The sequence below is a fragment of the Candidatus Planktophila sp. genome (genome assembly GCF_036734405.1).
Classification (GTDB): domain Bacteria; phylum Actinomycetota; class Actinomycetes; order Nanopelagicales; family Nanopelagicaceae; genus Planktophila.
In genome coordinates this window covers 30,374-55,875 of sequence record NZ_DAIMYR010000002.1, presented here as the reverse complement: position 1 = coordinate 55,875, position 25,502 = coordinate 30,374, and the positions used below count along the sequence as shown (strand labels likewise).

The following is a 25,502-nucleotide window of genomic DNA, read 5'->3' as shown; positions in this document are numbered from 1 at the left end:
GCTAAGACTAACTTACAGCGAGAGGTTTTGCGCATCGTGGCTTACATCGGCAGCTTGGATCAAGGAACCAGTAGTACTCGATTTATGATTTTTGATCATTCGGGCCAAGTAGTTGGACAGCATCAAATGGAACATCGCCAGATATTGCCGCAGGCTGGATGGGTTGAACATGATGCCGCTGAAATTTGGGAGCGGGTGCAAGAGGTTATTGCTGGAGCGCTCAAACAAGCCAACATATTGGGCTCAGATCTTGCAGCTATTGGCTTAACTAATCAGCGAGAAACAACTGTGGTCTGGGATGTAACAACTGGCCAACCTTTAAGCAATGCCATTGTGTGGCAGGACACCCGAACAACTGATTTCTTATCAACCCTGACCCAAGAACAACAGAGCTCAATTCGCCATAAGACTGGGTTAACAATCGCCCCGTACTTTGCTGGAAGCAAGATGAATTGGTTCCTTAGCAACGTTCCAGCAGCAAAGAGTGAGAATGCACGATTTGGAACTATTGATTCATGGTTGCTCTGGAATTTGTCCGGTGGTGTTCGCGGCGGAGTACATGCAACCGATGTCACCAATGCAAGTCGCACACTTTTGATGAACCTAGAAACTCTTGATTGGGATCAGGAACTACTATCAATTTTTGGAGTTTCACGTACAGCTCTTCCTGAGATTAAATCATCATCAGAAATCTATGCCATGACTGATCCTCATGGACCATTTGGTACCTCAATTCCAATTGCCGGAATATTGGGTGATCAACAAGCGGCAATGGTGGGACAAGTTTGTTTTGAACGCGGTGAATCAAAGACAACTTATGGCACCGGAAACTTTGCTCTGTTAAATACCGGAACTGAAATTGTTCGATCAAAAAATGGCCTGTTAACAACTGTATGCTTCAAATTGGGTGATCAGCCTGCTCATTACGCGCTCGAGGGTTCAGTTGCTGTTACAGGTTCTGCGATTCAATGGTTGCGGGATCAACTAGGAATAATTACAAACGCAGCAGAAACTGAAAACTTGGCATCTTCGGTTACAGATACTGCTGGCGTGTACTTTGTGCCAGCTTTTTCTGGACTCTTTGCTCCCTATTGGCGCAGCGATGCACGCGGTGTAATTGTTGGTCTGACGCGTGCAGCCACTAAAGCTCACCTTGCACGAGCCGCGCTAGAAGCCATTTGCTATCAAACTCGCGACGTAATGGATGCGATGGTTGCAGATAGCGGAGTGCCCATGAAAGAGATGCGTGTAGATGGCGGAATCACTGCAAACTCCTTATGTATGCAGATGCAGGCAGATGTCATGGGAATTGACATCACCCGTCCTCTTATCGGTGAAACAACTGCCCTCGGTGCAGCATATGCAGCCGGACTTGCGGTTGGTTTCTGGTCATCTACCGATGAAGTGAGAAAGCAATGGCAACAATCAAGGCGCTGGAGTGCGACAAGCACTGAACAACAGCGAACTGCTGGCTATGCGGCATGGAAGAAAGCGGTCGAACGCACCTTGAATTGGATTGATTAAGCCTTTGTAATTTCAATTAAGAAAGCATTTGCAGGAGCCAGAATTGGCGCAGTAACACCAATTGCTACAAGGGCAGATCCTGAAAGAGTTAATCCATTCATCCAATCAGGTGGAGTAATCAACATAAATCGTGGTTTACCTGCAGGGAAAACCGCTTTGATTGTGTAACTTGCAGCTTGATCCAAGCCGGGAAATTTTAGTGGTGATGGATGAATCGAAACTGTTGGCGTTAATTGAACGTAGGCGAAGATTGCTCGTGAATGATCATGTGATGTAACACCATGTAGATAGGCATGAGATTCAGGATAATCAACGCGAACCATCTTTCCTGAATGCAAGTGCGCACGATTGTCCTTGTAGTACTGAGCCCACGTCGCTAAATATTTGCGCTCTTGTGCAGTTGCTTCAGTGATGTTCCATTCAATTCCAGCATGGCCAAACAGCGCGGTAGTAGCGCGCATTGATAGTTCAAGAGTGCGGCCAGTTTGATGCCCGTGGGTTGGGCCGATGTGAGTTCCAAGAAGTTCAGGGGCAATAACTTGCGAAGTCCAGCGCTGAATTGTTTGGCGTTCCAAAGCATCGTTGTTATCACTTGTCCAGAAGCGATCAACAAGATCAATTACTCCAAGATCAATACGTGCTCCGCCAGATGCGCAGGATTCAATCTCCAAACCTGGGTGACGCTTTTTTAGTTCAGCAAACAAGCGATAAATTGCTTGCGTTTGGCGGTGTACTCCAGCTTGACCAAGGTGGCCCGCATCTACCAGAACGCGATTGTGATCCCATTTAATGTAGGCAATGTTGTGCGCAGAAAGTACTGCAGATGTTTGCTCAAGCACATGGTTAAACGCGCCTTCATGACCAATATCCAAAACCAACTGATGTCTCCATAGCGGTGGAACACGTTCGCCTTCATGCAAAATCCATTCAGGGTGTGCTCGGTAGAGATCAGAATCTGGATTAACCATTTCGCCTTCAAACCAAAGACCAAATTCGATTCCCTTGTCATTGATGTATTTAATGATGGGTGACAAACCATTAGGCCAGACCGCTGGATCTATCACCCAATCGCCAAGTCCGGCGCGATCATCTCGGCGTGAATGGAACCAGCCATCATCTAAAACAACGCGCTCGATACCAATTTCGGCTGCCACATCGATGAGCGCTTTGATCTTTTCTTCATTATGGTCGAAATACAACGCTTCCCACATGTTAAGCGTCAATGGACGTGGGCGCTTTGGATGCACTGGGCGAGCACGTAAGTGTGAATGGTAGGCAGCGCTAATGCCATCTAAACCTTCAGCGGAGAAAACTGAAATCAAAGCGGGAGCGTCGTAACTTTCGCCAGCTGTCAGAGTTAATTCACCTGGAAGCAATAGTTCTCCAGCACCAATTGAAACTGAACCATCAAAGAGTTTCTCAACTAAGTAGTGAGAATTTCCGCTCCAGGCAATACTTGTGGCCCATGCATTTCCAGATTGAAATGAAGTCTGCGGAGTAAGTGCGATATCTGCGATTGAAAAATTATGGCCACTTCGACCTTCGCGAGATTCGCGAACCCATGTTCCAGTTGCAATATCTTTTCTTTGAGGGTTTCTCTCATTTGACCAACGTCCTGCAAAATCTAGAGTTTGAGTTGCCTCTTTAGGCAGCGGCAGCCAATGAATATATTCGTTGAGGGTGTAATCAGTTGAACCAATGTTTTTAACTGAACTCTTTTGTGACAAGACTCCGTATTTATCTAAATCAAAAGTAACGATAACTTCTAGTTCGGCATGGAAATCTCGGAAAGTAACTGCGACGTGATTTGCGTTGTGATGAAAATCAGTTACTTCAAACTTTGTCGACCATGCTTTTCCTGATCGATGACCTGACAAGGTGGGACGCCCCAGAAAACCTCGGGAACTTTCGCGCATGATTCCTGGGAACTGCGGAAAATCCCATGAACTGTTTGCAATCGATGGGCGAATTGCAGTTTGTACCGATGCAAGCTCTCCCTGCAGCGGTGCTCCCCAATGTTGAATAATGAGGGCTCCGTCCACAACTTCGAGTAACAAGGAAGATGTAGGGACGCTCAATAGTGCAGATTGCTTGCTCACAAAGGTAGAGTAACGACACTATGAGCGAGAGTAAAAAACTTAACGCCGGCGTCACAAGAAATGATCGCCAAATGGCCGATGGGCGAACAATTCGTTACTACGACACCGCCGGCCAAGCGCGCAATGCTCAGGATTCTCGCCCTCAAGAAGAACAGCCAGGAATTGGTGAACTTCGACTTGATCCACTGGTTAATGAGTGGATTGCCATGGCAGCGCACCGTCAAGGAAGAATTTTTCTTCCGCCCAAAGAGTTATGTCCTTTATGCCCGACAACTGGTGAACTTCTAACCGAGATTCCAGAATCAGATTTTGAAGTAGTCGTTTTTGATAACCGTTCTCCGTCATTGCGTCCGCCAGTTGGAGACTGGGCTCTGCCAGACATTGTTGGTCCAGATACAGATTTGGGAACAGCTGCAGGAAAATGTGAAGTAATTTGTTTCACCGCCGAACACGGCAATGCCTTTAAGGATTTATCTGCTCAACGAGTTCGAGTTTTGCTGGAAGCGTGGATTGATAGAACGGCAGAGCTTTCAAAGGAAAGTTTTATTCAGCACATTGCACCATTTGAAAATCGAGGTGAGGAAATTGGTGTAACTCTTTCTCATCCACATGGACAAATTTATGCGTATTCATATCTACCGCCACGCGTGGAAAAGATGTTGGCTGCGGCAAGCAAGTACAAGCAGCAAAATGGCAAGGTTCTCTTTGACGAAGTTGTAGCGCGTGAAATTCTTGATGAAGTGCGAATTGTTGCTCGCAATGAACGATGGATTGCTTATGTTCCATATGCGGCTCGCTATCCATTTGAAATTCATGTAACTCCTTTAAACCCCGTAGCAGATTTAACTGAACTGACCGATGAAGACCGAGATGCATTCCCTGAAATCGCACTTGAAGTAACCAGACGGTTAGATGGTGTCTTTGGAATTGAAATGGCATATATCGCAGCCTGGCATCAGGCGCCTGTTCGCGTTGGACGAGATCTGCTGCGACTGCATTGGCAGATAACAAGTGTCAGGCGAGCACCTGGAAAGTTGAAGTACCTTGCTGGATCTGAATCTGCAATGGGTGCTTTTATTATGGACATGCGTCCAGAGCAATCTGCCGCACAGCTTCGTGAAGTAGTTTTGTAATGCGCATTCTGGTCACAGGCGGAACTGGATATATCGGTTCTACTGCAGTTGAGATTTTACTCAAGCAGGGATTTGAAATCTCAATCTTGGATGATTGCAGCATGGGGCATGCCGACACTGTGCCAGCGGGCGTACGTTTCATTGAAGGTTCGCTTTTAAGTGCAACACAGGTGGCTGATGCACTGACTGGCTGCGGGGCAGTTATGCACTTTGCTGGTAAATCTCTTGTTGGTGAATCAGTTGAAAAGCCTGACCTGTATCAATCAGTAAATGTTGATGGAACTCGTATTCTGCTCGATGAAATGCGTAAGCAGTCAATTAACAAGATTGTCTTTTCTTCATCCGCCGCAACGTACGGAGAACCAAAAGTTGTTCCAATTCTAGAAACTGCACCTACTGAACCGACTAATCCATATGGTGCAACCAAGTTAGCGATTGATCACATGATCACTGAAGAAGCGGCTAAGCATGCAATCTCTGCGGCATCTCTTCGTTACTTCAATGTAGCCGGGGCACTTAAGGCAGAACGCGGTTGGCTTGCTGAGCGTCATAATCCAGAGACCCATTTGATCCCCAATGTTTTGCGCAGTTCCGATGCCAACCCAGTCAAAATTTTTGGAACTGATTGGCCAACGCCAGACGGCACTTGCATCCGCGATTACGTTCATGTTATTGATTTAATTGATGCTCATATTAAAGCTTTGAACTCTTTAGGAAAGCCGGGTCATGAGATTTACAACTTGGGAAGCGGTTCGGGTTATTCAGTTCGTGAAGTCGTAAAGGCTGCTAGTGATGCAATTGGGCATCAAATTCCTTTTGTCGATTCGCCTCGACGAGCTGGTGATCCTGCTGTCCTGATTGCTGATATTTCTAAAGCAAAAAAACTGCTGGATTGGGCTCCAACTCGTGACATCACAGCCATGGTTGCCGATACCTTAAATTCAATGGCGTAACAATGAGCCAGATTGAAAAGAAATTTCTAGAAACCTTTGGCGTCGAACCAGATTTAGTAGCTGCCGCACCTGGTCGAGTAAATCTAATCGGTGAGCACATTGATTACAGCGATGGTTTTGTTTTGCCATTTGCTATCAAGGATCGAACTTTTGTAGCTGCTAGAAAACGTAATGATTCAACGGTTCGCATTGCATCTGCCCAACGCCGAAACAAGATTGTGAACGTTGATATCAGCAAGGTGAAACCAGGCTTAAAGGGTGAATGGGAGCGCTATGCCCTTGGAGTTCTTTGGGCACTGGGAGTAAAAGATGGTGTTGATTTATTAATTGATGGCCATGTACCACTTGGTGCAGGTCTTTCTTCATCTGCAGCACTTGAATGTTCGGTTGCAACAGCGATGAATCACCTTTTTGATTTGGGATTTAACCTTGAAGAGTTAGCACGGCTGACTCAAAAAGCTGAAAATCAATATGTGGGCGTTCCATGTGGAATCATGGATCAATCGGTTTCTTTAATGGCGACTCAAGGTTCGGCCTTGTTGTTGGATTGCCGGGATTTATCCACCAAAAATATTCCTTTTGATGTTGCATCCAGCAGTTTAGAGCTATTGATCATTGATACTCAAGCACATCACGCATTAACTGATGGTGGTTATGCCGAGCGCCGTGCATCATGTGAATCCGTTGTTGGAAAACTTGGGATTAGATCCTTGCGCGAATTAACAATGGAACAGCTCGAGAATTCACGAGGATCACTTACAGAAACAGAGTTTGTCCGTGCCCACCACGCAGTAACTGAAATGAAGCGAGTTCTTGATTGCGTCCAGGCCCTGAGTGATTCAAATTTTGCAAAAGTTGGAGAATTAATCAATCAATCTCATGCTTCTTTGCGAGATGACTACACCGTTTCTTGCCCAGAACTAGACACCGCAGTTGATGCGGCTTTAGCTGCAGGTGCATTGGGCTCTCGGATGGTGGGTGGTGGTTTTGGTGGAAGCGCAATCGCGCTTATTCAGGCAAGCAAAACAACTGAAACGATAAAGGCAATTGAAAAAGGATTTTCAAGTAAAGGATTTAAAGCACCGCGCTTTTTTACCTCTTTGCCAAGTCAAGGCGCAGAGCTTCTTTCGCGTCGTTGATTACAAAGGGGTAATTGAAAGAACTTCTACCCCACCGATTGCACCTAAGACATTGAGCAGATCAGTTGGATCATTTCCTGGCACCGCAACAGTGATGTCGTCGTAGCCACGACCATCTTCAGATTTCACAACTGCAAGCGCGCGAATGTCCCCACCTGCTGCGCCAATAGCTGAAGCCAATAGCCCCAAAGAACCTGGACGATCTGGAAGAGCTACGTTAAGTTGAAATAGTGCCATGGCTTAACAATACCCTGACACTATTTCAACCTCGTCCAAGTAATTACTTGATTTGGTTAATTAGAAGGCGCGCTTCCTAAAGTGACTCTAAAACTTTGTGAGCCCCCAGTTGGCAGAGTCACGGTCACAGTGATCGTGGATCCGGGTGCATATGAACGGATCTTCACAATTGCTCCAACCTGATCGGCAATCTTGACTCCATCAATAGCAGTGATTACTGAACCGGCAGGAATTCCTGCCTTTTCGGCACCCTCATTAGGACTTAAACGTGAAATCTTTGCTCCAGTTCCAGTGAAGGTTGAATCAAAGAAAATGCCCAGGACTGGTCGCGTGGATTTTCCGGTTGCGATTAACTCATTTACAACACGCTTTGCCTCGTTGATTGGAATGGCAAATCCAAGTCCAATGCTGCCGCTGGTCCCACCTGATGACAAAGTCGCGATCGCAGAGTTAACGCCTACTATCCGACCCCTTGAATCAAGAAGTGCGCCACCTGAATTACCAGGGTTGATAGCTGCGTCAGTTTGAATTGCGTTAACGAAGGATTCAGAGCCAAGAGTTCCAGTTGTAACAGGGCGATTCAAGGCTGAAATAATTCCACTTGTCACTGTACTTGCTAATCCCAATGGGGACCCAATTGCTACAACTGATTCTCCAACACTTATCTTTGAAGAGTCTCCCACAGTTACGGCTGGAAGGTTGCCTCGATTGATCTTGAGAACCGCTAAGTCATAAGCGATATCTCGACCAACAATTTGTGCCGGAACAACATCGCCATTGAGCAGTTCAACGGTGATTGTGCCGCTTGTTGCGGCTGCTTCGATTACATGGTTATTGGTCACAATAAATGAGGATGTGCTGTCTGACTTATAAACCCAGCCACTTCCACTTCCGCTACCTGCAGCTGCTACCACTTTGACGGAAACAACTGAAGGTGTAACAACAGCTGCAATACTTTTTACATCAATTGTTGGCGCACCGAGTGTCAACGCTGTTCGCGAAGCCGTGCAACCATTTGATCCAGCTAAGAAAATAGCTTGTGTTCGCTTATCGACGCATACTTTGACGCCAAGTGGTTCTGAGACGGACGCAGTTGCGACACCGCCGACCAATGTCGCACCTAGTAGGAAACCTGCAATGACCTTCGTGGATGTTCTCTTCATCTCAACCTCTTCCATAGTCAAAAACAAGTTTTCACTTTAACCTGAGAAAAAGTTTAGAAACGACTTACTATTTGGTGCAACTTATGCGAGCACTACCCAACCGCTCTTGATCGTAACTTTGACGGTTGGCAGTGCAGTAGTTGCAGGCCCTGATACAACTGCGCCTTTTTTAAATGGATCAAAACTTGCATTGTGCACGGGGCACACCAGTACTTTTTTAGCGCTGAAGTACTTGGTTAATCCACCTTGGTGAGTGCAAATAGTTTGATATGCAAAAACGCCGGTCTTGGTGCGAAACAGGAGTGCTGGTGCTCCATTTGCTAATTGAAAAGGAAAAGTTGCGCCAACTTTGATCCTGCTTAAGCGAACAATTTGCTTGCTGTTGGCTTCGGCCCGAGTTCCGACAAAAGAGGCCGCGACGCTGGCCAGGGCCATGCGCAATGCGGAGCGACGTGTGAACTTCACGCTCCCTGACTTGGATTCGAACCAAGAACCTGTCGATTAACAGTCGACTGCTCTGCCGTTGAGCTATCAGGGATTAACGGTGCAAGCGCAAACTCTAGCGCACCCGAGCGTAAGGGCAAAAATTAGCGGCTGGCCAGACTAAAGAGAGCCGAGCGCTAAATCATGCAGAGATCGGCGGGCTGATTCCAGGGCTACTAACTGGGCAAATGCTGCGTTGTATTCGATCTCATTTTCGACCGGGTTAAGGCGCTGCAATGATGATTTGAGATCTGCAATTGAGCGCGAGATTGCAACTTCACGAAGTCGGGCAACGATACTTGCAACATAAATCTGGGTTGGTTTTCCATCTGCGCGAATTGGTTCAACCGAGAGCTCCATGAAGAGAGCTTTAAGGTTTTCATCAGCAATTAAATCTGGCGAAAGTTTTTCCGCTGAATCAATTGCAGTACGCATCGCACTATATGCCGGATGCGTGAATGCACCTGGTTCAATTGAACTCCACAATTCACCAGCAAAAAGTTGCGCTTCCTGCAAGCGAGATTTAAGTACTTCACGTTCTAGAATTAAACGTGCCTCATTAGGATCTGGCCTAAAATTAGGTTGCGCCACTTCTTCATCTGCAACTACTGGTGCTTGTCGTGGAAGAGCTTTTGCACCTTGTGCCACGGCTCGTGTAACTAATTCAACTTCAACACCTAGCCAACCTGCTAGCAAACGTGTGTATTCAGGTCGCAAAGACTTATCACGAATCTGCGCAACCAAAGGGGCGGCAGCATTTAATGCATTGACTCGTCCTTCTGCAGTGTCCAACTTGTGATGTGCAAGCTCAGCACGGATTGCAAACTCGAAAAGTGGAACACGGCGCGCAATCAAATCACGCAAAGCTAGATCGCCTTTTTCCTGTCGCAGTTCACATGGATCTAAGCCATCGGGTTCGACCGCCACAAAAGTTTGAGTTACAAATTTTTGATCTTCGCTAAAAGCACGTAGTGCTGCTTTTTGACCAGCTGCGTCACCATCGAAAGTGAAAATTACTTCTCCGCGAAAAGCATCATCATCCATTAACAATCTACGCAAAATTCTGATGTGGTCTGCGCCGAACGCAGTTCCACATGTTGCAACCGCAGTTGTTATGCCAGCCAGATGCGCCGCCATAACATCGGTGTAACCTTCGACGATCACAGCTTGGCGCTTCTTTGCAATCTCTTTCTTCGCAACATCTAAGCCATAAAGGACCTGACTCTTCTTGTAAATCGGGGTTTCTGAAGTATTGAGATACTTAGGCCCTTGATCTTCTTCATCACTTGCCAGTTTTCTAGCGCCAAATCCAACAATGTCACCTGAAATATCTTTAATCGGCCACATCAAGCGATTGCGAAACTTGTCGATTGGTCCGCGCTGGCCCATCTTTGATAGCCCAGCTAATTCAAGTTCATCAATTGAATAACCAAGTCCACGAAGATGTTTAGTTAAGCCATCCCATTCATCGGGTGAATACCCAACTCCAAATTGTTCGCAGGCCGCTCTATCAAAACCACGCTTAGTTAAAAGCTCACGACCATGCGCAGCCGTTGGTGAAGTATTGAGTTGTTCTTGATAAAACTTAACTGCTTCGGCATGTGCTGCAATCAATCGATTGCGGGTACCTGATGTAACAACGGGACCAGCTGAAGGTGAATTACTTTCTTCATATCGCAATGTGTAACCGATGCGATCTGCCAGACGTTCGATAGTTTCGGTAAAGGTCAAGTGATCTATCTTCATTAAAAATGCAATGACATCTCCGCCAGTTTGGCAGCCAAAGCAATGAAAGTAACCCTTGCTTGGTGTCACATGGAAAGAGGGAGACTTTTCATCATGGAATGGACACAACCCTTTTTTCTGCCCACCACCGGCATTTTTTAGCTGAACGTAATCTGCAACAACTTCATCAATTGGCGCGCGATCGCGGATGTATGCAACATCCTCATCTTTAATGCGACCGCTCATACCCACACCTTACCGATTCACAAGTAAGCGCGCATGAAGCGCGTATGCGCCAGGATCGGTCAGTGCGGCTACTTGGTCAATAATCACGCGCATTTTGGCGATCTCATCGGTTGCTTCATTCCAAGGCTTTTGAAAAAAAGAGTCCATCTCGTGAGGGTACTTCAGCAGCATTTCAACTAGCTCTTTGATGATTACATGTTGCTTGGCATAACGATCCTGCGAATGCGCAGCATTGATCAAGTAATGGCCAGCAATTGCTTTCAGAAAATCAACTTCGATCTTTTGTTCGCGAGGAATCTCTAAATCTGCGCTGTAGCGCGATAAAGGGCCATCGCCATGTACTTTTCTAGTTTCTATTTCCGCGGCTAAAACAAAGCGGCCAATTAATTGGCTTGTTGAATCCTTCAGGCGAGCCAGACTTCGGTGACTTCCATCGTAGTAATGCGGCCAGGCCGACAATGCTGACAAGCGAGCATGTGCATCAAGGGCTTCTTGTTCAGTTGCATCACTCTTGTAATCAGTGGTCATTACCTTGTAGAGATCGGCGAAATCACTGACAAAATTCTTTACAGATACTTGACCTGCAAAAATTGCATCTTCTAGGTCATGAACCGAGTATGCGCAATCATCTGACCAATCCATGATCTGCGCTTCAATGCACTTCTTTCCAACTGGTGCATCTTCTCTCATCCAAGTGAAAATTTCGACATCATCGTCATACACGCCAAACTTGCGTGGGTTTTCAGCTCGTGGCCATGGATACTTAGTTGCACCATCTAAAGAGGCACGAGTTAAGTTAAGCCCAATACTTTTCCCATTGCTATCAACTGTCTTTGCTTCAAGTCGCACCAGCAATCGAAAACTCTGAGCATTTCCTTCAAAACCACCAAAATCTTTTGCGATCTCAGCCAGGGCTTCTTCACCATTGTGACCGAAAGGTGGGTGTCCTAAATCATGTGAAAGACAAGCGGTGTCTTGCAAATCTGGATCAGCACCTAGTGATTCACCAAGTTCGCGACCAATTTGTGCACACTCGAGTGAATGCGAAAGGCGGGTTCGTTGAAAATCATTTTCCCAAGGAACTGCTACTTGAGTTTTGGCAGCTAAACGTCGAAGCGATGCTGAATGAATAACTCGTGCCCGATCGCGCATGAATTCGGTACGGCCTGGACGCTTTGCAGGTTCATCCAGGAATCGTTCTTGATCGTGGGCGCTATATGTCACGGAAGTACCTTAGTAACAATGTCTGCACCTGGTAAGTGATCACTTACATGAATGCCGCGGCGACCGACTGTTATATACGCCAAATATGCGGCCGCTTCCCGAAAGAGGTAGCGATAACCACTGTTATCCAGAGTATTTGGCCCAGTTTGGACAGGTGAACATGTCGCCAATACACCTTGATCATTTGCCATCTTTATTGATCGTGCGCAGTGAAAAGGATCAGTAACAATAATTACATCACTGACATATCGTTTTTTCATGACCTTGGCATACGCCTTAGTACTTGCCAAAGTATCGCGGCCTTCTTCAACTGCAGTGATGTTTTTAGCTGAAATTCCATTAGTGCGCAACCAATACTTTCCGGAAGCTGCTTCCGTTGTGCGATCCCCTGGTGCGCCTGCGCCAACAGTAATAATTGATGGTGCATAGCCAAGATCAAAAATTCGTTTTGCTTCAACTAAGCGACCTTCTAGCGCTTCTCCTGGCCGACCATCTAATTGCGCAGCTCCCAAAACAACTATGACATCTGCTTGGCGTACGACTGGATTATTTGCCGCTCTCCAAACTTGAGAGATTCCATAGGCAGGGCCTATCAATGCAAGAATCACAATGACAGTAATTGTGCGACGAATCCATCTAAAAAGAAACATCTATCCGCCTGAAAATGCATCCTCTAGTTCAACATGAACTAGTTCGTCTGGATCATTGAGCCAGCCATCAGGCAATGTTGGAGGACGGCCATGGCTGGTTCGACCACGTGGCTTTTCACCAACTTCTGTTGGATATGGCTGATCCTCTAATTGGTCTAAAAGATTACGCATCTCTTGCAGAGAAGAAACCATTCCTAGGTCATGGCGAATCTCGCGCGGAACACGGAAACCCTTTAAATACCAAGCCATGTGCTTTCGCATGTCGCGCATTCCGCGATCTTCAGATTCTAAGTATTCGACAATCAGATTTGCATGACGGAACATCACTTCGCGTACTTCATGCAACGTAGGCGTTATCTGCTTGCCTTCTCCCTTGAGCGCAGATACAAGATCTGTAAACAACCAAGGTCGCCCTAAGCATCCACGTCCAACAACAACACCGGCGCATCCACTTTCTTTGACCATGGATACCGCGTCGCTGCCAGACCAAATATCACCGTTACCCAAAACAGGTACTCCGGTTGGCTTTAAATGCTCTACTAATCGCGCAATTGCAGACCAATCTGCTTTTCCTTCATACATCTGCGCCGCTGTGCGAGCATGTAATGCAACCCAAGCAACACCTAGGTGTGCTGCTGATTGTGCTGCCTCTAAATAAGTTTCGTGATCGCTATCAATTCCAATGCGCATCTTTACGGTAACCGGAATACCAAACGGCTTTGCAGCTTCAACGGCTGCGCCAACAATGCTGGTAAAGAGTTTGCGCTTGAAAGGAAGGGCAGCTCCCCCGCCTTTGCGAGTTACCTTGGGAACAGGGCAACCAAAGTTCATATCAATGTGGTCAGCAAGATTTTCCTTACCGAGCATTGTTACCGCCGCACGCATCGTTGTTGGATCTACGCTATACAACTGAACTGATCGTGGCCACTCATCTTTTCCAGGAACAATCATTCGCAAGGTTTCTGGGCGTCGTTCAATTAAAGCTCGCGCGGTAACCATTTCGGAAACAAATAAACCTGCACCTTGTTCGCGACATAGCGTTCGAAATGGAGCGTTGGTAATTCCGGCCATAGGAGCCAGAACAACCGGCGGATCAATGTAGTGATCACCGCTTGCTAGTGGGAGTAAGAGAGGCTTTAGCAACCTAGTAAACGCGGTGCTAACCATGCCTCGACCTGATCCAGGCCGATGCGCTCTTGCGCCATTGTGTCGCGATCGCGAATTGTTACCGCATTATCTTCAAGAGTTTCGAAGTCAACGGTGATGCAGTATGGAGTTCCGATTTCATCTTGACGACGGTAACGACGACCAATCGCACCTGCGTCATCAAAATCAATGTTCCAATTCTTGCGAAGCTGTGCTGCAAGATCGCGCGCCTTAGGTGACAAATCAGCATTACGTGACAGTGGCAGAACCGCTGCCTTAATTGGTGCAAGGCGATGATCAAGCTTTAGTACTGCACGCTTTTCCATTTCTCCCTTGCTGTTTGGTGCTTCATCTTCAGTGAAAGCATCCATTAAGAATGTAAGGGTGCAACGATCCACGCCTGCTGCTGGTTCGATTACAAACGGAGTCCAGCGCTCTCCCTTTTCTTGATCAAAGTAAGAAAGATCTTTACCTGATGCTGCTGAGTGTGCCTTCAGATCGAAATCTGTGCGGTTAGCAATACCTTCAAGCTCGCCCCATTCGGTTCCGGCGAATTCGAACTTGTATTCAATATCTGCTGTGCGCTTTGAATAATGTGACAACTTTTCTTTTGGATGATCGTAAACACGCAGGCGCTCTGGGTTAATTCCAAGGTCCACATACCAAGCCATGCGTGTATCAATCCAGTACTGGTGCCACTCTTCATCGCTTCCTGGAACAACGAAGAACTCCATTTCCATCTGCTCAAATTCGCGCGTACGGAAAATGAAGTTTCCAGGAGTAATTTCATTGCGGAAAGACTTTCCAATTTGGCCGATACCAAATGGTGGCTTCTTTCGAGAAGTTGTCATTACCTGATCAAAGTTAATAAAGATTCCTTGCGCAGTTTCTGGACGCAAATATGCAAGACCTGATTCATCTTCAACCGGTCCTAGAAATGTTTTTAGTAATCCACTGAATTGCTTTGGAACTGTGAACTGACCCTTGTTTCCACAAGCTGGGCAGTTGATGTCAGTTAAAGATTCTGGCTTCTTCTTATGCTTTGCCTCGTATGCCTCTTCTAGATGATCGGCGCGGTAACGCTTGTGGCAAGCGGTGCATTCAGTTAATGGATCGCTAAATGTTGCAACGTGTCCTGATGCTTCCCACACTTCCTTCGCCAAGATCACACATGAATCAAGGCCGACAACATCTTCGCGGCCCATGACCATGGACTTCCACCATTGGCGCTTTACATTGTTCTTAAGTTCAACACCAAGTGGGCCGTAATCCCATGATGCGCGAAGTCCGCCATAAATTTCAGATGATGGGTAAACAAACCCACGACGCTTTGCTAGTCCTACGATATTTTCTAAACGGTCCGTTGCCACAATAATCTCCATCCGGCTGGCTGTCGGCGGTCAGCAACTGGTGTTACCTCCGTACGTGAATTTTACTCTGTGTACGAGCGTTCATATGCACCTGGCTCATCGATTGCCTGTGCAAGAAGTGGAATTGCATTCATTTTTACATTCAGATTGCTTAACGCTCTGCGGTAGGAGCCAACATTTTCCCAATGGGTTACCAGTGACCACAACGATGGATCATCAAGATTCTGTCCAAATTCTCCGCTTACAAATCCTGCGCACGCTGAAAAGGCCTCAAGTGCGGTAGCTAACTGAGCCTCAAAGTGGGAGGCCTCAGCCAATGGGGTTGAAAATCGAGCTATTGCGAGCATGGGCTGAGCGTATCGGCTTGAATTTGGAAATGAAAACCATTTCCATTTCTGTGCTACTGTCCTGATATGAACATAGCCATCATCCTCGCAGGCCTTACCGCCCTATCAACTTTTGCAGGCGGGGCATTAGCCCTGAAAGCAAAAGATCGCTTGCACCTTGTCCTTGGGTTATCGGCGGGACTTTTGCTTGGCCTTGTTGCTTTTGATCTACTGCCTGAAGTCTTTGAACTTGGGAGTCAAGAATTTCTTCACGCCCCAGTTGTTTCGATTGCTCTGATCGGTGGTTTCTTACTGCTGCATTTCTACGAGCGAATCTTCGGTTCTCATGAACCCGCAGAATCAGATTACGGTCATGATCACGAACACTCACATAATTTCGCAGGAGCTTTTGGTGCGATCGCAATGGGTGGTCACGTATTCCTAGATGGCTTGGCCTTGGGTGTTGCATTCAAAGTCAGCTCCGATTTAGGGCTTGTAGTTTTTGTCGCTCTGCTTGTCCACGCATTTAGCGATGGACTCAACACGGTTTCCTTCATGATCAAATCAGGTCTTTGGGGAAAGAAAAGTTTCGGATTACTTGGCGTAGATGCACTTGCTCGTATTGGTGGCGCAGCTCTTGGTAGCACACTTGTTCTGAGCGATAATTTTATTGCAATCTATTTAGCAGCATTTTCAGGAATTGTTATCTATCTTGCCACATCGCATATCTTGCCTGAAGCACACTCTCGTCATGATGGACGATGGACAATGGTTGCAACTATTTCAGGTGTCTTGATTATGTGGGGCCTAGTTGCTTATCTACATTCAGGTGATGCACATGCTCATGGAAGTGGGCAAGAAATCCACCAAGAGGATGAGCACGGCCACGAAGAAGGTCATGCTGAAGAAGGTCATACTGAAGAAGATGGGCACCAGCACTCAGACAATGAATAAATCTGACATCAAACTGATTGCAGTTCTTGAGCGAACTGGTGGTTTTGCCAGCGCTCAAGAGCTGCATCAAATCCTGCGCCGCGAAGGCGATGGCATCGGTTTAACAACGGTCTATCGCGCATTGCAGTCATTAGTTGATGACAAGATCGTCGACCTTCTGCGCCGTGAAGATGGGGAGGCTATCTATCGTCTTTGTGGTGACACCCATCATCACCATTTAGTGTGTAAGAGTTGCGGTGACACCGTTGAAATCGAAGGCGGCGCAATTGAAAAATGGGCAAAAACGATGGCTGATGAACATGGGTTCAGAGATGTTGGCCATACCGCCGAAATCTTCGGAATCTGCTCTAAGTGCTAGAAGTTAAGCTTTGCCAAATCTGCGATCTCTAGCGGAATACTCTTCGATCGCTTTCCACAAAGTTTTTCGTGTGACATCCGGCCACAGCACATCCATGAAGACAAATTCGGCATAAACACTTTGCCAAGGCAAGAAATTACTGGTGCGCTGCTCCCCCGATGAGCGAAGAAATAGATCGACATCGCTCATCTGTGGAGAATCTAAATACTTAGCAAATACTTTTTCGGTAATTGCATCGGCCTTGATTTTGCCGCGCTTAACATCTCGTGCAAGCTCGGTTGCAGCATCAACGATCTCGGAACGTCCGCCATAGTTAACGCACATATTCAATGTCAAGGTTTTGTTCTTCTTGGTTAACTCTTCGGCTTCTTCCAGTTCTTTGATTACGGTGCTCCATAAACGCTTAGGGCGACCAACCCAACGGATTTTGACACCCATTTCATTCATTTGATCACGACGCCTGCGGATCACATCGCGATTAAAGCCCATCAAAAATTTTACTTCATCGGGTGAGCGTCGCCAATTTTCAGTTGAAAACGCGTACGCACTTATTTCTTTAACGCCGTATTCAATGGCACCTTCAACAACATCAAATAGCGCAGCTTCTCCTGCTTCGTGTCCTGCGGTGCGTGGCAACCCACGTTGTTGCGCCCAGCGACCATTGCCATCCATAACGATCGCAACATGATGAGGAATCTTGATTGTCATACCCGCTCCACCATTGGTAAAGAACGCAAACCACGCTCTAGGTGCCATTGTAAATAAGCGGCAATCAAACCACTAGCCTCTCGGCGAAACTTTGCCTCACTTGCACTGGCTACATCCCAATCACTGCTCAATAGCGCGCCCATCAGTTCTAAAGTCTCAGGGGCTGGAGTTGCACATGCCGATGGGCGGCAATCTGCACATACTGATCCCCCGCCAACTAATGAAAAGTATCGGTGGGGTCCTGGCTTTTCACATTTGGAACAAATCGACATCGATGGTGCATACCCAGCAACAGCTAATGATCGCAATAAAAATGCATCCAGAATCAACAGTGGCTCGTAGCGATTTTCAGCTAAAGCTTTCATGCCGCCAACAACTAACTGAAACTCTTGCAGCGCCGGTTCATTTTCTTGACTTGTAAATCGCTCTGCCGCTTCCAGTATTGCTGCCGCAATTGTCCAGCGTTGGTAATCCTCTGTGAGCGCTTCGCCGTAATTCATTAAGGCTTCAACTTGAGTAACGGTGTCAAAGGTTTTACCGGTATACAACTGAATATCAACATGGCTTCCGGGTTCAAGACGGGCGCCAAACTTTGATTTTGTTCGTCGTACACCTTTGGCAACTCCGCGGATGCGACCATGGTCGCGGGTGAGCATCGTGATGATGCGATCGGCTTCGCCTAGTTTTTGGGTGCGCAGGACAATTGCCTCATCCCGGTACAAACTCATACGGGTAAAGGTAGTGCCAAAACTGGCATCAGATGACTAGCGAATTGCGCGGTTTATCGCAGACACGACAGCTTTTAATGCTGCCGTTGTGGTGTTTGGATCAATTCCGACACCCCAGAAGACATCGCCTTCGATTGCGCATTCAAGATAGGCCGCAGCAGATGCATCTCCACCTGCTGACAATGCATGCTCGAAGTAATCAAGTACTCGGACATCAACACCGTATGCCTGCAAGATGTTACAGAAAGCAGCGATTGGACCGTTGCCCTGTCCCTTAAGTTCATGTAATTGACCACGATCTGTCAATGAAACGCTCAAGTAAACATCTTCACCAAGAACTGAGCTTTGTGACAAGCCCTTAAGACGGAAACGTCCCCACGGTGCGCCATCAGTTGGCAAGTACTCATCTTCAAAGATATTCCACAGATCTTCAGGACTTACTTCGCCACCTTCGGCATCAGTTTTTGCCTGAACATTTTTTGAAAATTCAATTTGTAAACGTCGAGGTAAATCAAGGTGGTGTTCGTTCTTCATCAAGTACGCAACGCCACCCTTGCCTGATTGTGAATTAACGCGAATTACCGCTTCGTATGAACGACCAATATCTAGTGGGTCAATTGGTAAGTAAGGAATTGCCCAGGTGTGATCACGTACTTCCTTGCCAGCAGCTTTTGCATCACGGGCTAAGTGATCAAAACCTTTCTTGATGGCATCTTGGTGTGAACCTGAAAATGCAGTAAACACCAGGTCGCCGCCGTAAGGATGGCGCTCAGGAACACGTAATTGATTGGCGTATTCAACGGTACGTCGAACTTCATCGATATTAGAGAAATCAATGTGTGGGTCAATGCCATGTGTAACCAAATTGATGCCAAGGGTTACCAGGCATACATTTCCGGTGCGCTCACCATTTCCAAACAAGGTTCCTTCGATGCGATCTGCGCCCGCTAAGTAGCCGAGTTCGGCCGCGGCAACACCTGTGCCACGGTCATTGTGAGGGTGAAGAGAAACAATCACGTTTTCGCGATTGTTTAAGTTGCGGCACATCCACTCGATTGAATCAGCATAAACATTTGGCATCGCTAATTCGACAGTTGCTGGAAGGTTCATGATCGTCTTCCACTGCGGGGTTGGCTTCCAAACATCATTAACTGCATTACAAACTTCTACCGCAAATTCAAGCTCAGTTCCGGTGTAAGACTCGGGCGAGTACTCGAATGAAACCTTAGTTTCAGGAACAGTTGCCATCAAATCTAGACAGATCTGAGCTGCATCGGTTGCAATCTTTTTGATGCCATCTTTATCCAGGCCAAAAACAACTCGGCGCTGCAAAGTTGAGGTCGAATTGTATAAATGAACAATTGCCTGCTTGGAACCCTTAATTGCTTCAAAGGTGCGGATGATGAGTGATTCGCGAGCCTGAGTCAAAACTTGAATAACAACATCATCAGGAATCAAGTTCTCATCAATAATCTTTCGAACAAAATCAAAATCTGTCTGACTAGCACTTGGAAATCCAACTTCAATTTCCTTGTAACCCATGGAAACTAGAAGCTTGAACATGGCTAACTTACGGGGGGTATCCATAGGATCAATAAGTGCTTGATTTCCATCACGAAGATCCACTGAGCACCACTTAGGGGCTTTTGTAATTTTCTTGTTAGGCCAAGTGCGATCTGCAAGATCTACAGGGTGAATGGGCGCATAACGATGCACAGGCATCTTTGACGGCAATTGGTTAGGGAAGTTCACTTGTTAAGGGTAACGCGTGAGTTAAAGGACTGGCAAGTAACGATCTAGTTCGAAGGCGCTAACTTGTCGACTGTAATCAAGCCACTCTGCGCGCTTATTGCGCAATACATACTCAAAAACATGCTCGCCCAAGGTCTCGCGAACTAACGCGCTTTTTTCCATTTCAATAATGGCTTCATTGAGATTTGATGGAAGAGCTACAGGATTGCTTGAATCGCTTAAGACATACTTTTCTTCAACGCCCTTAAGACCTGCAGCAAGCATTACTGCATATGCAAGATATGGATTGCAGGCAGTATCTGGAGAGCGAAATTCAATTCGTGTTGAATTCTCTTTGCCTGGCTTATACATAGGCAGTCGCACTAACGCACCACGATTACTTGGGCCCCAATTAGCTAGGGCTGGTGCTTCTCCACCACCATGTAAACGCTTGTAAGAATTAACCCACTGATTTGTAATCGCAGTAATTTCTGGGGCATGTTTAATTAAACCTGCAACAAAACTACGCCCAACCGCTGAAAGGCTGAACTCTGCTTTTGCATCATAGAAAGCGTTTTCTTCGCCTTTGAACAATGAAACGTGGGTGTGCATTCCGCTACCCGGATGATCAGTGAAGGGCTTTGGCATAAATGAAGCGTGGAAGCCTTGATCCATAGCAACTTCTTTAATCACATGACGGAAAGTCATGATGTTATCTGCAGTTGTTAAAGCATCTGCATCACGTAAGTCGATTTCTTGCTGGCCCGGGCCACCTTCATGGTGTGAAAATTCCACGCTAATTCCCATCGCTTCCAGCAAAGTAATTGCTTGGCGACGGAAGTCATGTCCAACTACGGCAGGTGTGTGATCGAAATATCCACCTTGATCAACAGGAACTGGTGAAACACCTGTCTCTGGAGGATTCTTAAACAAGAAAAATTCGATTTCAGGGTGGGTGTAACAGGTGTATCCCATCGTTGCGGCTTTTTCTAATGTGCGACGCAAAACATTTCGTGGGTCGGCAGGGGATGCAGAACCATCAGGCATTGCAATATCGCAAAACATTCGTGCAGCACCTGGTGCCTCTGTGCGCCATGGCAGAATCGAAAATGTTGCTGGATCTGGTTTGGCCAACATGTCAGATTCAGTTATTCGAGCAAAGCCTTCGATTGCTGAACCATCGAATCCAATACCTTCGGCAAATGCATTTTCAAGTTCAGCTGGTGCAATTGCTACAGACTTTAGAAAGCCAAGAACATCTGTAAACCATAAACGCACAAAACGAATGTTGCGTTCTTCTAGCGTTCTAAGAACGAACTCCTGCTGCTTATTTGTATCTGCTGACATAGGAAGCATTCTTACAAATGCAGGTTACGGCTATGTTAAATCACCAATTAAGGCCTAAATGACGAAGAAATCAGCCTTATCCAACAGAGTCTTTGGGGCCAAACTAGTTGTAATAACCGCATTTGCGCTGATGCGAGAGCCATCCCCAATGGTGACATTCCCCAGTACCCGTGCACCGGCACCGATGATTACATCGTTACCGATGGTGGGATGGCGCTTTCCATGTTCAATTCCACGAGCACCTAGGGTGACATCGTGATACATCATCACATCGTCTCCAACAATTGCAGTCGCACCAATTACTACGCCCATGCCATGGTCAATAAAGAAACGTCGCCCAATTGTTGCCGCTGGATGAATTTCTATTCCGGTTGTTGAACGAACAAGGTTTGAGTGAATTCTTGCAATTAGCTTTAATCCACATTTCCATAAAAAGTGAGAGATTCGATGCCCCCAAATCGCATGCACACCTGGGTATGCCAAAGCGACCTCTAAACGATTGCGTGCAGCCGGATCGTGGCTTAACGCATTGTCCAGGTCTTCAATGATGCGACTTAGGATTGGCATTAATTAATCAACCAAATCCTCATACAGAACTGTTGATAGATAACGCTCACCATTAGAAGCACAAATTACAACAATGTTTTTGCCGGCAAACTCTGGACGCTTTGCAATCTCTGTTGCTGCCCACAAAGTTGCACCAGATGAAATTCCTGCAAGGAAGCCTTCTTCTGCTCCTGCTCTGCGTGCATACTTGATTGCATCGGCTGCAGTTGCATCCAAGATTTCGTCGTAAACAGTGCGATCCAAAACGTTAGGAATAAAGTTTGGACCAATTCCCTGAATTGGGTGTGGTCCTGGCTCTCCACCATTCAAAATTGGTGATGCAGCTGGCTCAACACCAAACACCTTGATCGCGGGATTCTTTTCCTTTAAGTATTGACCGGTTCCGGTGATTGTTCCGCCGGTTCCAATACCTGAAACAAATGCATCTACCTTGCCATCTAGATCGCGCCAGATTTCTGGACCAGTTGTGGTGCGGTGAATAAATGGACCCGCTTCGTTTTCAAACTGACGAACCAAAACTGCACCTGATTCGGCAAGTTTTTCGGCCGCAGCAACTGCGCCTTTCATTCCTTCACCAGCTGGAGTAAGTACTAACTCTGCTCCGTATGCGCGGATTAGCTTGCGGCGCTCTTTTGAAACAGATTCAGGCATTGTCATAATCGCCTTGTAACCACGGGCTGCGGCAACCATTGCCACTGCAATTCCTGTATTTCCAGATGTTGCTTCAACAATTGTTCCGCCAGGCTTTAGTTCACCACTTGCTTCGGCAGCATCAATCATGGCAACTCCCAGACGATCCTTAACCGATGATGTTGGGTTATAAAATTCAAGCTTGGCATAAACATTTCCTGCCGCACCATCGGTGATCTTATTGATGCGAAGCAATGGTGTATTTCCAAAAATATCTGTGATGCTGTTGTAGACCTTCATAATTCTCCCTAGTTAGTTACTAAAAAATTTATTGAGGATGGAGCTGATTAATTAACTGAGCGGCTGAGGTGAATCAAAAATCAGCAACTGCAAGATGTAGAAAGGCAGAAGTCAACAACACGGTTTCGTGTAAATAACCAGTTGATGATCGAACGCATGCCCAAATTCTACGCAAATGCATGAATTATGCGAGTTGCTAATCGTTTGCAACTAGCGCTCATTCCAGCGTGAAGTCATTGGCAAGCGACGGTCTTTTCCGAAGGCGCGTGCAGAAACCTTGGTGCCAGGTGGATATTGGCGGCGCTTGAATTCGGCCTTATCCACTAGCGAAATAACTCGGCGCACCAGTTCGGCGTCAAAGCCCTGGGCTAGCAACGCTTCATACCCTTGATCTTCATCGACATATGCCCGCAGCACTTGATCTAACAATGGATAGTCTGGCAATGAATCAGAATCCTTTTGGTCGGGGCGCAGTTCGGCACTTGGCTCTTTAGTAATTGAACGCTCTGGAATTGGCGCAACTTCCCCACGTTCCAGCGCTAGTGCATTGCGATATCGAGCCAAGGCCCACACATCGGTTTTGTAAATATCTTTAATCGGTGCAAATCCGCCGACCGCATCACCATACAAAGTGGAATACCCAACAGCTAGTTCGCTCTTGTTACCGGTTGCTAAAACCAAATGGCCCTCTTGATTTGAAATACCCATCAAGGTTGTTCCGCGGACTCGTGCCTGCAAATTCTCTTCGGCCAAACCCTTAAGAACAACATTGCTCATGAAGGCATCAACCATTGGGGCGATTGGCGTGACTCTAAAGTGAATACCTGTTGCATCAGCCATCCCTTGGGCATCTTCTACTGAATGGGTCGATGAATACTTGCTGGGCAGTGCCACACCATTGACGCGCTTTGCACCCAGTGCATCAATTGCAATTGCAGCCACTAATGCCGAATCAATTCCACCAGATAATCCAAGGACTACAGATCTAAAACCATTCTTGCCAACATAATCACGAAGCCCCATGACAAGTGCCTGCCACATTTCGGCTTCATTGGACAATCGTGTTGCAACTGCAGGTGCTGCAGAGTTGCCGTGAGAAGTTGGTTCCTCTGAAATAACTACATCAGGTCGTGAACTGCCTTCGGTGCAATCAATGTCTACAACAATTAATTGATCATCAAACTGAGGCGTGCGCGCAAGGACCGCACCATCTTTGGAGACAACAATGGTGTCGCCATCAAAGACCAGATCATCCTGGCCACCTGTCATATTGACGTAAGCAACAGGGGCTGCAATTTCCTTGGCCCGCTTTTGGACAAGGGCCAAACGCACATCATCTTTGTTGCGTTCAAAAGGTGAACCATTAGGAACCACTAGCAATCCCGGAGTACGAGCTGAAATGGAATCCAGTGAGTGCCAAATATCTTCACAGATAGCTACTGCAACATCGACGCCGTGGATTCGCACGACAAGGCTTTGATCCCCCGGTACAAAGTTTCGGAACTCATCAAAGACGCCGTAATTAGGCAAGTGGCGTTTTACATAGACGGCTTTGATTTTTCCGTCATGAATAACTGCAACCGCGTTTTTTGGACCTTGGTCCAGATAGCCCACAACGGCAACGATGTCGCCGGTAATGGATGCGGCAATCTCTTGAACTGCGCGGATGCTGGCGGCTTGAAAGGATGGACGCAGCGCTAAATCTTCCACTGGATATCCAGTCACAATCATTTCGGGAAAGACAATCAAATTGGCACCGTGTGCCTGTGCGCTTTTAACTGAATCTGCGATCAGCCCGGCATTGCCCACAAGGTCACCAACCGTCGGGTTGATTTGGGCTAGCGCCACGCGCAACTTCATTTTTCAAGTGTAACGGGGGTAGCATTTGTTGCGTACCCGGGGACCACATAGGTGGCTTCGAGGAGAGGAAGCAATGGAATCTCTATATGGCGGCGCCCTGCACCGACGCGTGACAATTGTTGATTTAGCTGCGGCAAAAAAGCGTGGCGAAAAATGGGCAATGCTGACCGCCTACGAATCAATGACGGCAGAAATTTTTGATGAGGCGGGCATTCCCGTACTTCTAGTTGGCGACAGCGCCGGCAACAATTTCTTAGGCGAAGAGAACACCATCCCAGTAACCGTCGATGAATTAATCCCCCTGACCCGCGCAGTTGTTCGCGGATCTAAAAGGGCAATGGTTGTGGCTGATCTGCCATTTGGTTCATACGAAGCATCACCTGAATTAGCACTTGCAACATCTATTCGATTTTTCAAAGAGTCTGGTGTGATGGCGGTAAAGCTAGAAGGTGCGCACATTGAAACTGTTAAAAAGTTAGTGAGCAGCGGAATTCCAGTGATGGGCCACTTAGGGCTAACGCCACAATCAATGCATCAATTGGGCGGATACCGTGTCCAAGGTCGCACCGATGGGGATGCGATTATGGAAGCTGCCCTTGCCTTAGAAGCTGCAGGTGCTTTTGCAATTGTTCTTGAATTAGTTCCGGCAGAACTGGCCACAAGAATTACCGCCGCTCTTCAAATCCCAACAGTTGGAATCGGCGCTGGTGTTAACTGCGATTCACAAGTATTGGTCTGGACGGATTTAATGGGCATCACCAAGAAAGCCCCAAAGTTGGCCAAGGCCTATCGAAATCTGCGCGCAGAAATGTTGGCGGCCACAACCGAATTTGCCGATGATGTTCGTGCTGGCAACTTTCCTACCCAGGCCCAAACCTTTAATTAAGACCGCTTTGAACTA

The 25,502-nt window shown here is 46.9% G+C and carries 24 protein-coding genes and 1 tRNA gene; 7 read left to right on the top strand and 18 right to left on the bottom strand.

Features of this window, described 5'->3' with window-relative positions:
• Positions 1-33: 33 nt before the first annotated feature.
• Positions 34-1,524 carry a glycerol kinase GlpK gene (gene glpK / locus AC9UC2_RS02370; RefSeq protein ID WP_509525448.1) on the top strand — a complete coding sequence of 497 codons (1,491 nt, stop codon included), beginning with the start codon at positions 34-36 and terminating at the stop codon, positions 1,522-1,524.
• On the opposite strand, the gene AC9UC2_RS02365 is transcribed toward glpK, so the two are convergent.
• A complete protein-coding gene (locus AC9UC2_RS02365) occupies positions 1,521-3,623 on the bottom strand; it encodes an alpha-galactosidase (RefSeq protein ID WP_509524873.1) in 2,103 nt (700 codons plus the stop codon). The genes glpK and AC9UC2_RS02365 overlap by 4 nt on opposite strands.
• Positions 3,624-3,643: 20 nt before the next feature.
• Between AC9UC2_RS02365 and galT the strand changes: the two genes are divergently transcribed.
• From galT to galK, 3 genes are read left to right on the top strand one after another with little or no spacing between them, the layout of a single operon-like run.
• Positions 3,644-4,756, top strand: coding sequence for a galactose-1-phosphate uridylyltransferase (galT, locus tag AC9UC2_RS02360; RefSeq protein WP_509524870.1), 1,113 nt, complete (start codon positions 3,644-3,646; stop codon positions 4,754-4,756).
• Complete coding sequence (gene galE / locus AC9UC2_RS02355; protein ID WP_509524867.1) at positions 4,756-5,709, top strand: UDP-glucose 4-epimerase GalE; 954 nt, start codon at positions 4,756-4,758, stop codon at positions 5,707-5,709. Before galT ends, galE begins: the two co-directional genes overlap by 1 nt.
• Positions 5,710-5,711: 2 nt before the next feature.
• Positions 5,712-6,848: a galactokinase gene (galK, locus tag AC9UC2_RS02350; RefSeq protein WP_509524864.1), complete on the top strand. Its 1,137-nt coding sequence runs from the start codon at positions 5,712-5,714 to the stop codon at positions 6,846-6,848.
• Here galK and AC9UC2_RS02345 read toward each other — a convergent pair whose 3' ends face one another.
• The 10 genes from AC9UC2_RS02345 to AC9UC2_RS02300 all read right to left on the bottom strand — a co-directional run bounded on the left by AC9UC2_RS02345 (position 6,849) and on the right by AC9UC2_RS02300 (position 15,439).
• Positions 6,849-7,085, bottom strand: a complete 237-nt coding sequence (locus tag AC9UC2_RS02345) for an ACT domain-containing protein (protein WP_509524862.1) — start codon at positions 7,083-7,085, stop codon at positions 6,849-6,851.
• Positions 7,086-7,141: 56 nt separating this feature from the next.
• Positions 7,142-8,248: a S1C family serine protease gene (locus tag AC9UC2_RS02340; protein ID WP_509524860.1), complete on the bottom strand. Its 1,107-nt coding sequence runs from the start codon at positions 8,246-8,248 to the stop codon at positions 7,142-7,144.
• Positions 8,249-8,329: 81 nt separating this feature from the next.
• Entirely contained in the window at positions 8,330-8,713 is a 384-nt protein-coding gene (locus tag AC9UC2_RS02335; protein WP_509524857.1) for a QcrA and Rieske domain-containing protein, read from the bottom strand.
• A 1-nt stretch (position 8,714) separates the two neighbouring features.
• Positions 8,715-8,786: transfer RNA gene (locus tag AC9UC2_RS02330), tRNA-Asn, on the bottom strand.
• Positions 8,787-8,851: 65 nt separating this feature from the next.
• On the bottom strand, positions 8,852-10,702 hold the full coding sequence (gene dnaG / locus AC9UC2_RS02325; RefSeq protein WP_509524855.1) for a DNA primase: 1,851 nt from the start codon (positions 10,700-10,702) through the stop codon (positions 8,852-8,854).
• Between the two features lie 9 nt (positions 10,703-10,711).
• Positions 10,712-11,926: a deoxyguanosinetriphosphate triphosphohydrolase gene (locus tag AC9UC2_RS02320; protein WP_509524852.1), complete on the bottom strand. Its 1,215-nt coding sequence runs from the start codon at positions 11,924-11,926 to the stop codon at positions 10,712-10,714.
• On the bottom strand, positions 11,923-12,576 hold the full coding sequence (locus tag AC9UC2_RS02315; RefSeq protein ID WP_509524850.1) for a YdcF family protein: 654 nt from the start codon (positions 12,574-12,576) through the stop codon (positions 11,923-11,925). Before AC9UC2_RS02315 ends, AC9UC2_RS02320 begins: the two co-directional genes overlap by 4 nt.
• Complete coding sequence (gene dusB / locus AC9UC2_RS02310; RefSeq protein ID WP_509524848.1) at positions 12,577-13,743, bottom strand: tRNA dihydrouridine synthase DusB; 1,167 nt, start codon at positions 13,741-13,743, stop codon at positions 12,577-12,579.
• Positions 13,713-15,104, bottom strand: coding sequence for a glycine--tRNA ligase (locus AC9UC2_RS02305; RefSeq protein ID WP_509524846.1), 1,392 nt, complete (start codon positions 15,102-15,104; stop codon positions 13,713-13,715). The genes dusB and AC9UC2_RS02305 overlap by 31 nt, the downstream gene beginning before the upstream one ends.
• Positions 15,105-15,154: 50 nt before the next feature.
• A complete protein-coding gene (locus AC9UC2_RS02300; RefSeq protein WP_509524844.1) occupies positions 15,155-15,439 on the bottom strand; it encodes an antibiotic biosynthesis monooxygenase family protein in 285 nt (94 codons plus the stop codon).
• A 66-nt stretch (positions 15,440-15,505) separates the two neighbouring features.
• On the opposite strand from AC9UC2_RS02300, the gene AC9UC2_RS02295 reads away from it, so the two are divergent.
• The gene (locus AC9UC2_RS02295) at positions 15,506-16,372 is read left to right on the top strand and encodes a ZIP family metal transporter (protein ID WP_509524841.1); all 867 of its coding nucleotides are present in this window, start codon (positions 15,506-15,508) and stop codon (positions 16,370-16,372) included.
• Positions 16,344-16,730, top strand: a complete 387-nt coding sequence (locus AC9UC2_RS02290; protein WP_509524839.1) for a Fur family transcriptional regulator — start codon at positions 16,344-16,346, stop codon at positions 16,728-16,730. Before AC9UC2_RS02295 ends, AC9UC2_RS02290 begins: the two co-directional genes overlap by 29 nt.
• A 3-nt stretch (positions 16,731-16,733) precedes the next feature.
• Here the strand turns inward: AC9UC2_RS02290 and AC9UC2_RS02285 are convergent, their stop codons facing one another.
• From AC9UC2_RS02285 to AC9UC2_RS02255, 7 genes are all read right to left on the bottom strand, one after another.
• Positions 16,734-17,438 (bottom strand): isoprenyl transferase, encoded by a 705-nt coding sequence (locus tag AC9UC2_RS02285; protein ID WP_509524836.1) that lies wholly within the window; start codon positions 17,436-17,438, stop codon positions 16,734-16,736.
• The gene (gene recO, locus AC9UC2_RS02280) at positions 17,435-18,166 is read right to left on the bottom strand and encodes a DNA repair protein RecO (protein ID WP_509524833.1); all 732 of its coding nucleotides are present in this window, start codon (positions 18,164-18,166) and stop codon (positions 17,435-17,437) included. Before recO ends, AC9UC2_RS02285 begins: the two co-directional genes overlap by 4 nt.
• A 36-nt stretch (positions 18,167-18,202) precedes the next feature.
• Complete coding sequence (gene leuA, locus AC9UC2_RS02275; protein ID WP_509524831.1) at positions 18,203-19,918, bottom strand: 2-isopropylmalate synthase; 1,716 nt, start codon at positions 19,916-19,918, stop codon at positions 18,203-18,205.
• A gap of 21 nt (positions 19,919-19,939) precedes the next feature.
• The gene (locus AC9UC2_RS02270) at positions 19,940-21,244 is read right to left on the bottom strand and encodes a glutamine synthetase family protein (protein ID WP_509524828.1); all 1,305 of its coding nucleotides are present in this window, start codon (positions 21,242-21,244) and stop codon (positions 19,940-19,942) included.
• Between the two features lie 54 nt (positions 21,245-21,298).
• Positions 21,299-21,811 carry a serine O-acetyltransferase gene (gene cysE, locus AC9UC2_RS02265; protein WP_509524826.1) on the bottom strand — a complete coding sequence of 171 codons (513 nt, stop codon included), beginning with the start codon at positions 21,809-21,811 and terminating at the stop codon, positions 21,299-21,301.
• A gap of 3 nt (positions 21,812-21,814) precedes the next feature.
• Positions 21,815-22,741: a cysteine synthase A gene (cysK, locus tag AC9UC2_RS02260; protein ID WP_509524824.1), complete on the bottom strand. Its 927-nt coding sequence runs from the start codon at positions 22,739-22,741 to the stop codon at positions 21,815-21,817.
• Between the two features lie 210 nt (positions 22,742-22,951).
• A complete protein-coding gene (locus AC9UC2_RS02255) occupies positions 22,952-24,601 on the bottom strand; it encodes an NAD+ synthase (RefSeq protein ID WP_509524821.1) in 1,650 nt (549 codons plus the stop codon).
• 73 nt (positions 24,602-24,674) lie between these two features.
• Between AC9UC2_RS02255 and panB the strand changes: the two genes are divergently transcribed.
• Complete coding sequence (gene panB / locus AC9UC2_RS02250; protein ID WP_509524819.1) at positions 24,675-25,487, top strand: 3-methyl-2-oxobutanoate hydroxymethyltransferase; 813 nt, start codon at positions 24,675-24,677, stop codon at positions 25,485-25,487.
• The last annotated feature ends 15 nt before the right edge of the window (positions 25,488-25,502 follow it).

Excerpts from the sequence above, each read along its gene's own strand:
- galT (WP_509524870.1), top strand. The coding sequence starts at position 3,644 with ATGAGCGAGAGTAAAAAACTTAACGCCGGCGTCACAAGAAATGATCGC.
- galE (WP_509524867.1), top strand. The coding sequence starts at position 4,756 with ATGCGCATTCTGGTCACAGGCGGAACTGGATATATCGGTTCTACTGCA.
- galK (WP_509524864.1), top strand. The coding sequence starts at position 5,712 with ATGAGCCAGATTGAAAAGAAATTTCTAGAAACCTTTGGCGTCGAACCA.
- AC9UC2_RS02345 (WP_509524862.1), bottom strand. The coding sequence starts at position 7,085 with ATGGCACTATTTCAACTTAACGTAGCTCTTCCAGATCGTCCAGGTTCT.
- AC9UC2_RS02340 (WP_509524860.1), bottom strand. The coding sequence starts at position 8,248 with ATGAAGAGAACATCCACGAAGGTCATTGCAGGTTTCCTACTAGGTGCG.
- dnaG (WP_509524855.1), bottom strand. The coding sequence starts at position 10,702 with ATGAGCGGTCGCATTAAAGATGAGGATGTTGCATACATCCGCGATCGC.
- AC9UC2_RS02315 (WP_509524850.1), bottom strand. The coding sequence starts at position 12,576 with ATGTTTCTTTTTAGATGGATTCGTCGCACAATTACTGTCATTGTGATT.
- dusB (WP_509524848.1), bottom strand. The coding sequence starts at position 13,743 with ATGGTTAGCACCGCGTTTACTAGGTTGCTAAAGCCTCTCTTACTCCCA.
- AC9UC2_RS02305 (WP_509524846.1), bottom strand. The coding sequence starts at position 15,104 with ATGGAGATTATTGTGGCAACGGACCGTTTAGAAAATATCGTAGGACTA.
- AC9UC2_RS02300 (WP_509524844.1), bottom strand. The coding sequence starts at position 15,439 with ATGCTCGCAATAGCTCGATTTTCAACCCCATTGGCTGAGGCCTCCCAC.
- AC9UC2_RS02295 (WP_509524841.1), top strand. The coding sequence starts at position 15,506 with ATGAACATAGCCATCATCCTCGCAGGCCTTACCGCCCTATCAACTTTT.
- AC9UC2_RS02290 (WP_509524839.1), top strand. The coding sequence starts at position 16,344 with ATGGGCACCAGCACTCAGACAATGAATAAATCTGACATCAAACTGATT.
- AC9UC2_RS02285 (WP_509524836.1), bottom strand. The coding sequence starts at position 17,438 with ATGACAATCAAGATTCCTCATCATGTTGCGATCGTTATGGATGGCAAT.
- recO (WP_509524833.1), bottom strand. The coding sequence starts at position 18,166 with ATGAGTTTGTACCGGGATGAGGCAATTGTCCTGCGCACCCAAAAACTA.
- AC9UC2_RS02270 (WP_509524828.1), bottom strand. The coding sequence starts at position 21,244 with ATGTCAGCAGATACAAATAAGCAGCAGGAGTTCGTTCTTAGAACGCTA.
- cysE (WP_509524826.1), bottom strand. The coding sequence starts at position 21,811 with ATGCCAATCCTAAGTCGCATCATTGAAGACCTGGACAATGCGTTAAGC.
- cysK (WP_509524824.1), bottom strand. The coding sequence starts at position 22,741 with ATGAAGGTCTACAACAGCATCACAGATATTTTTGGAAATACACCATTG.
- AC9UC2_RS02255 (WP_509524821.1), bottom strand. The coding sequence starts at position 24,601 with ATGAAGTTGCGCGTGGCGCTAGCCCAAATCAACCCGACGGTTGGTGAC.
- panB (WP_509524819.1), top strand. The coding sequence starts at position 24,675 with ATGGAATCTCTATATGGCGGCGCCCTGCACCGACGCGTGACAATTGTT.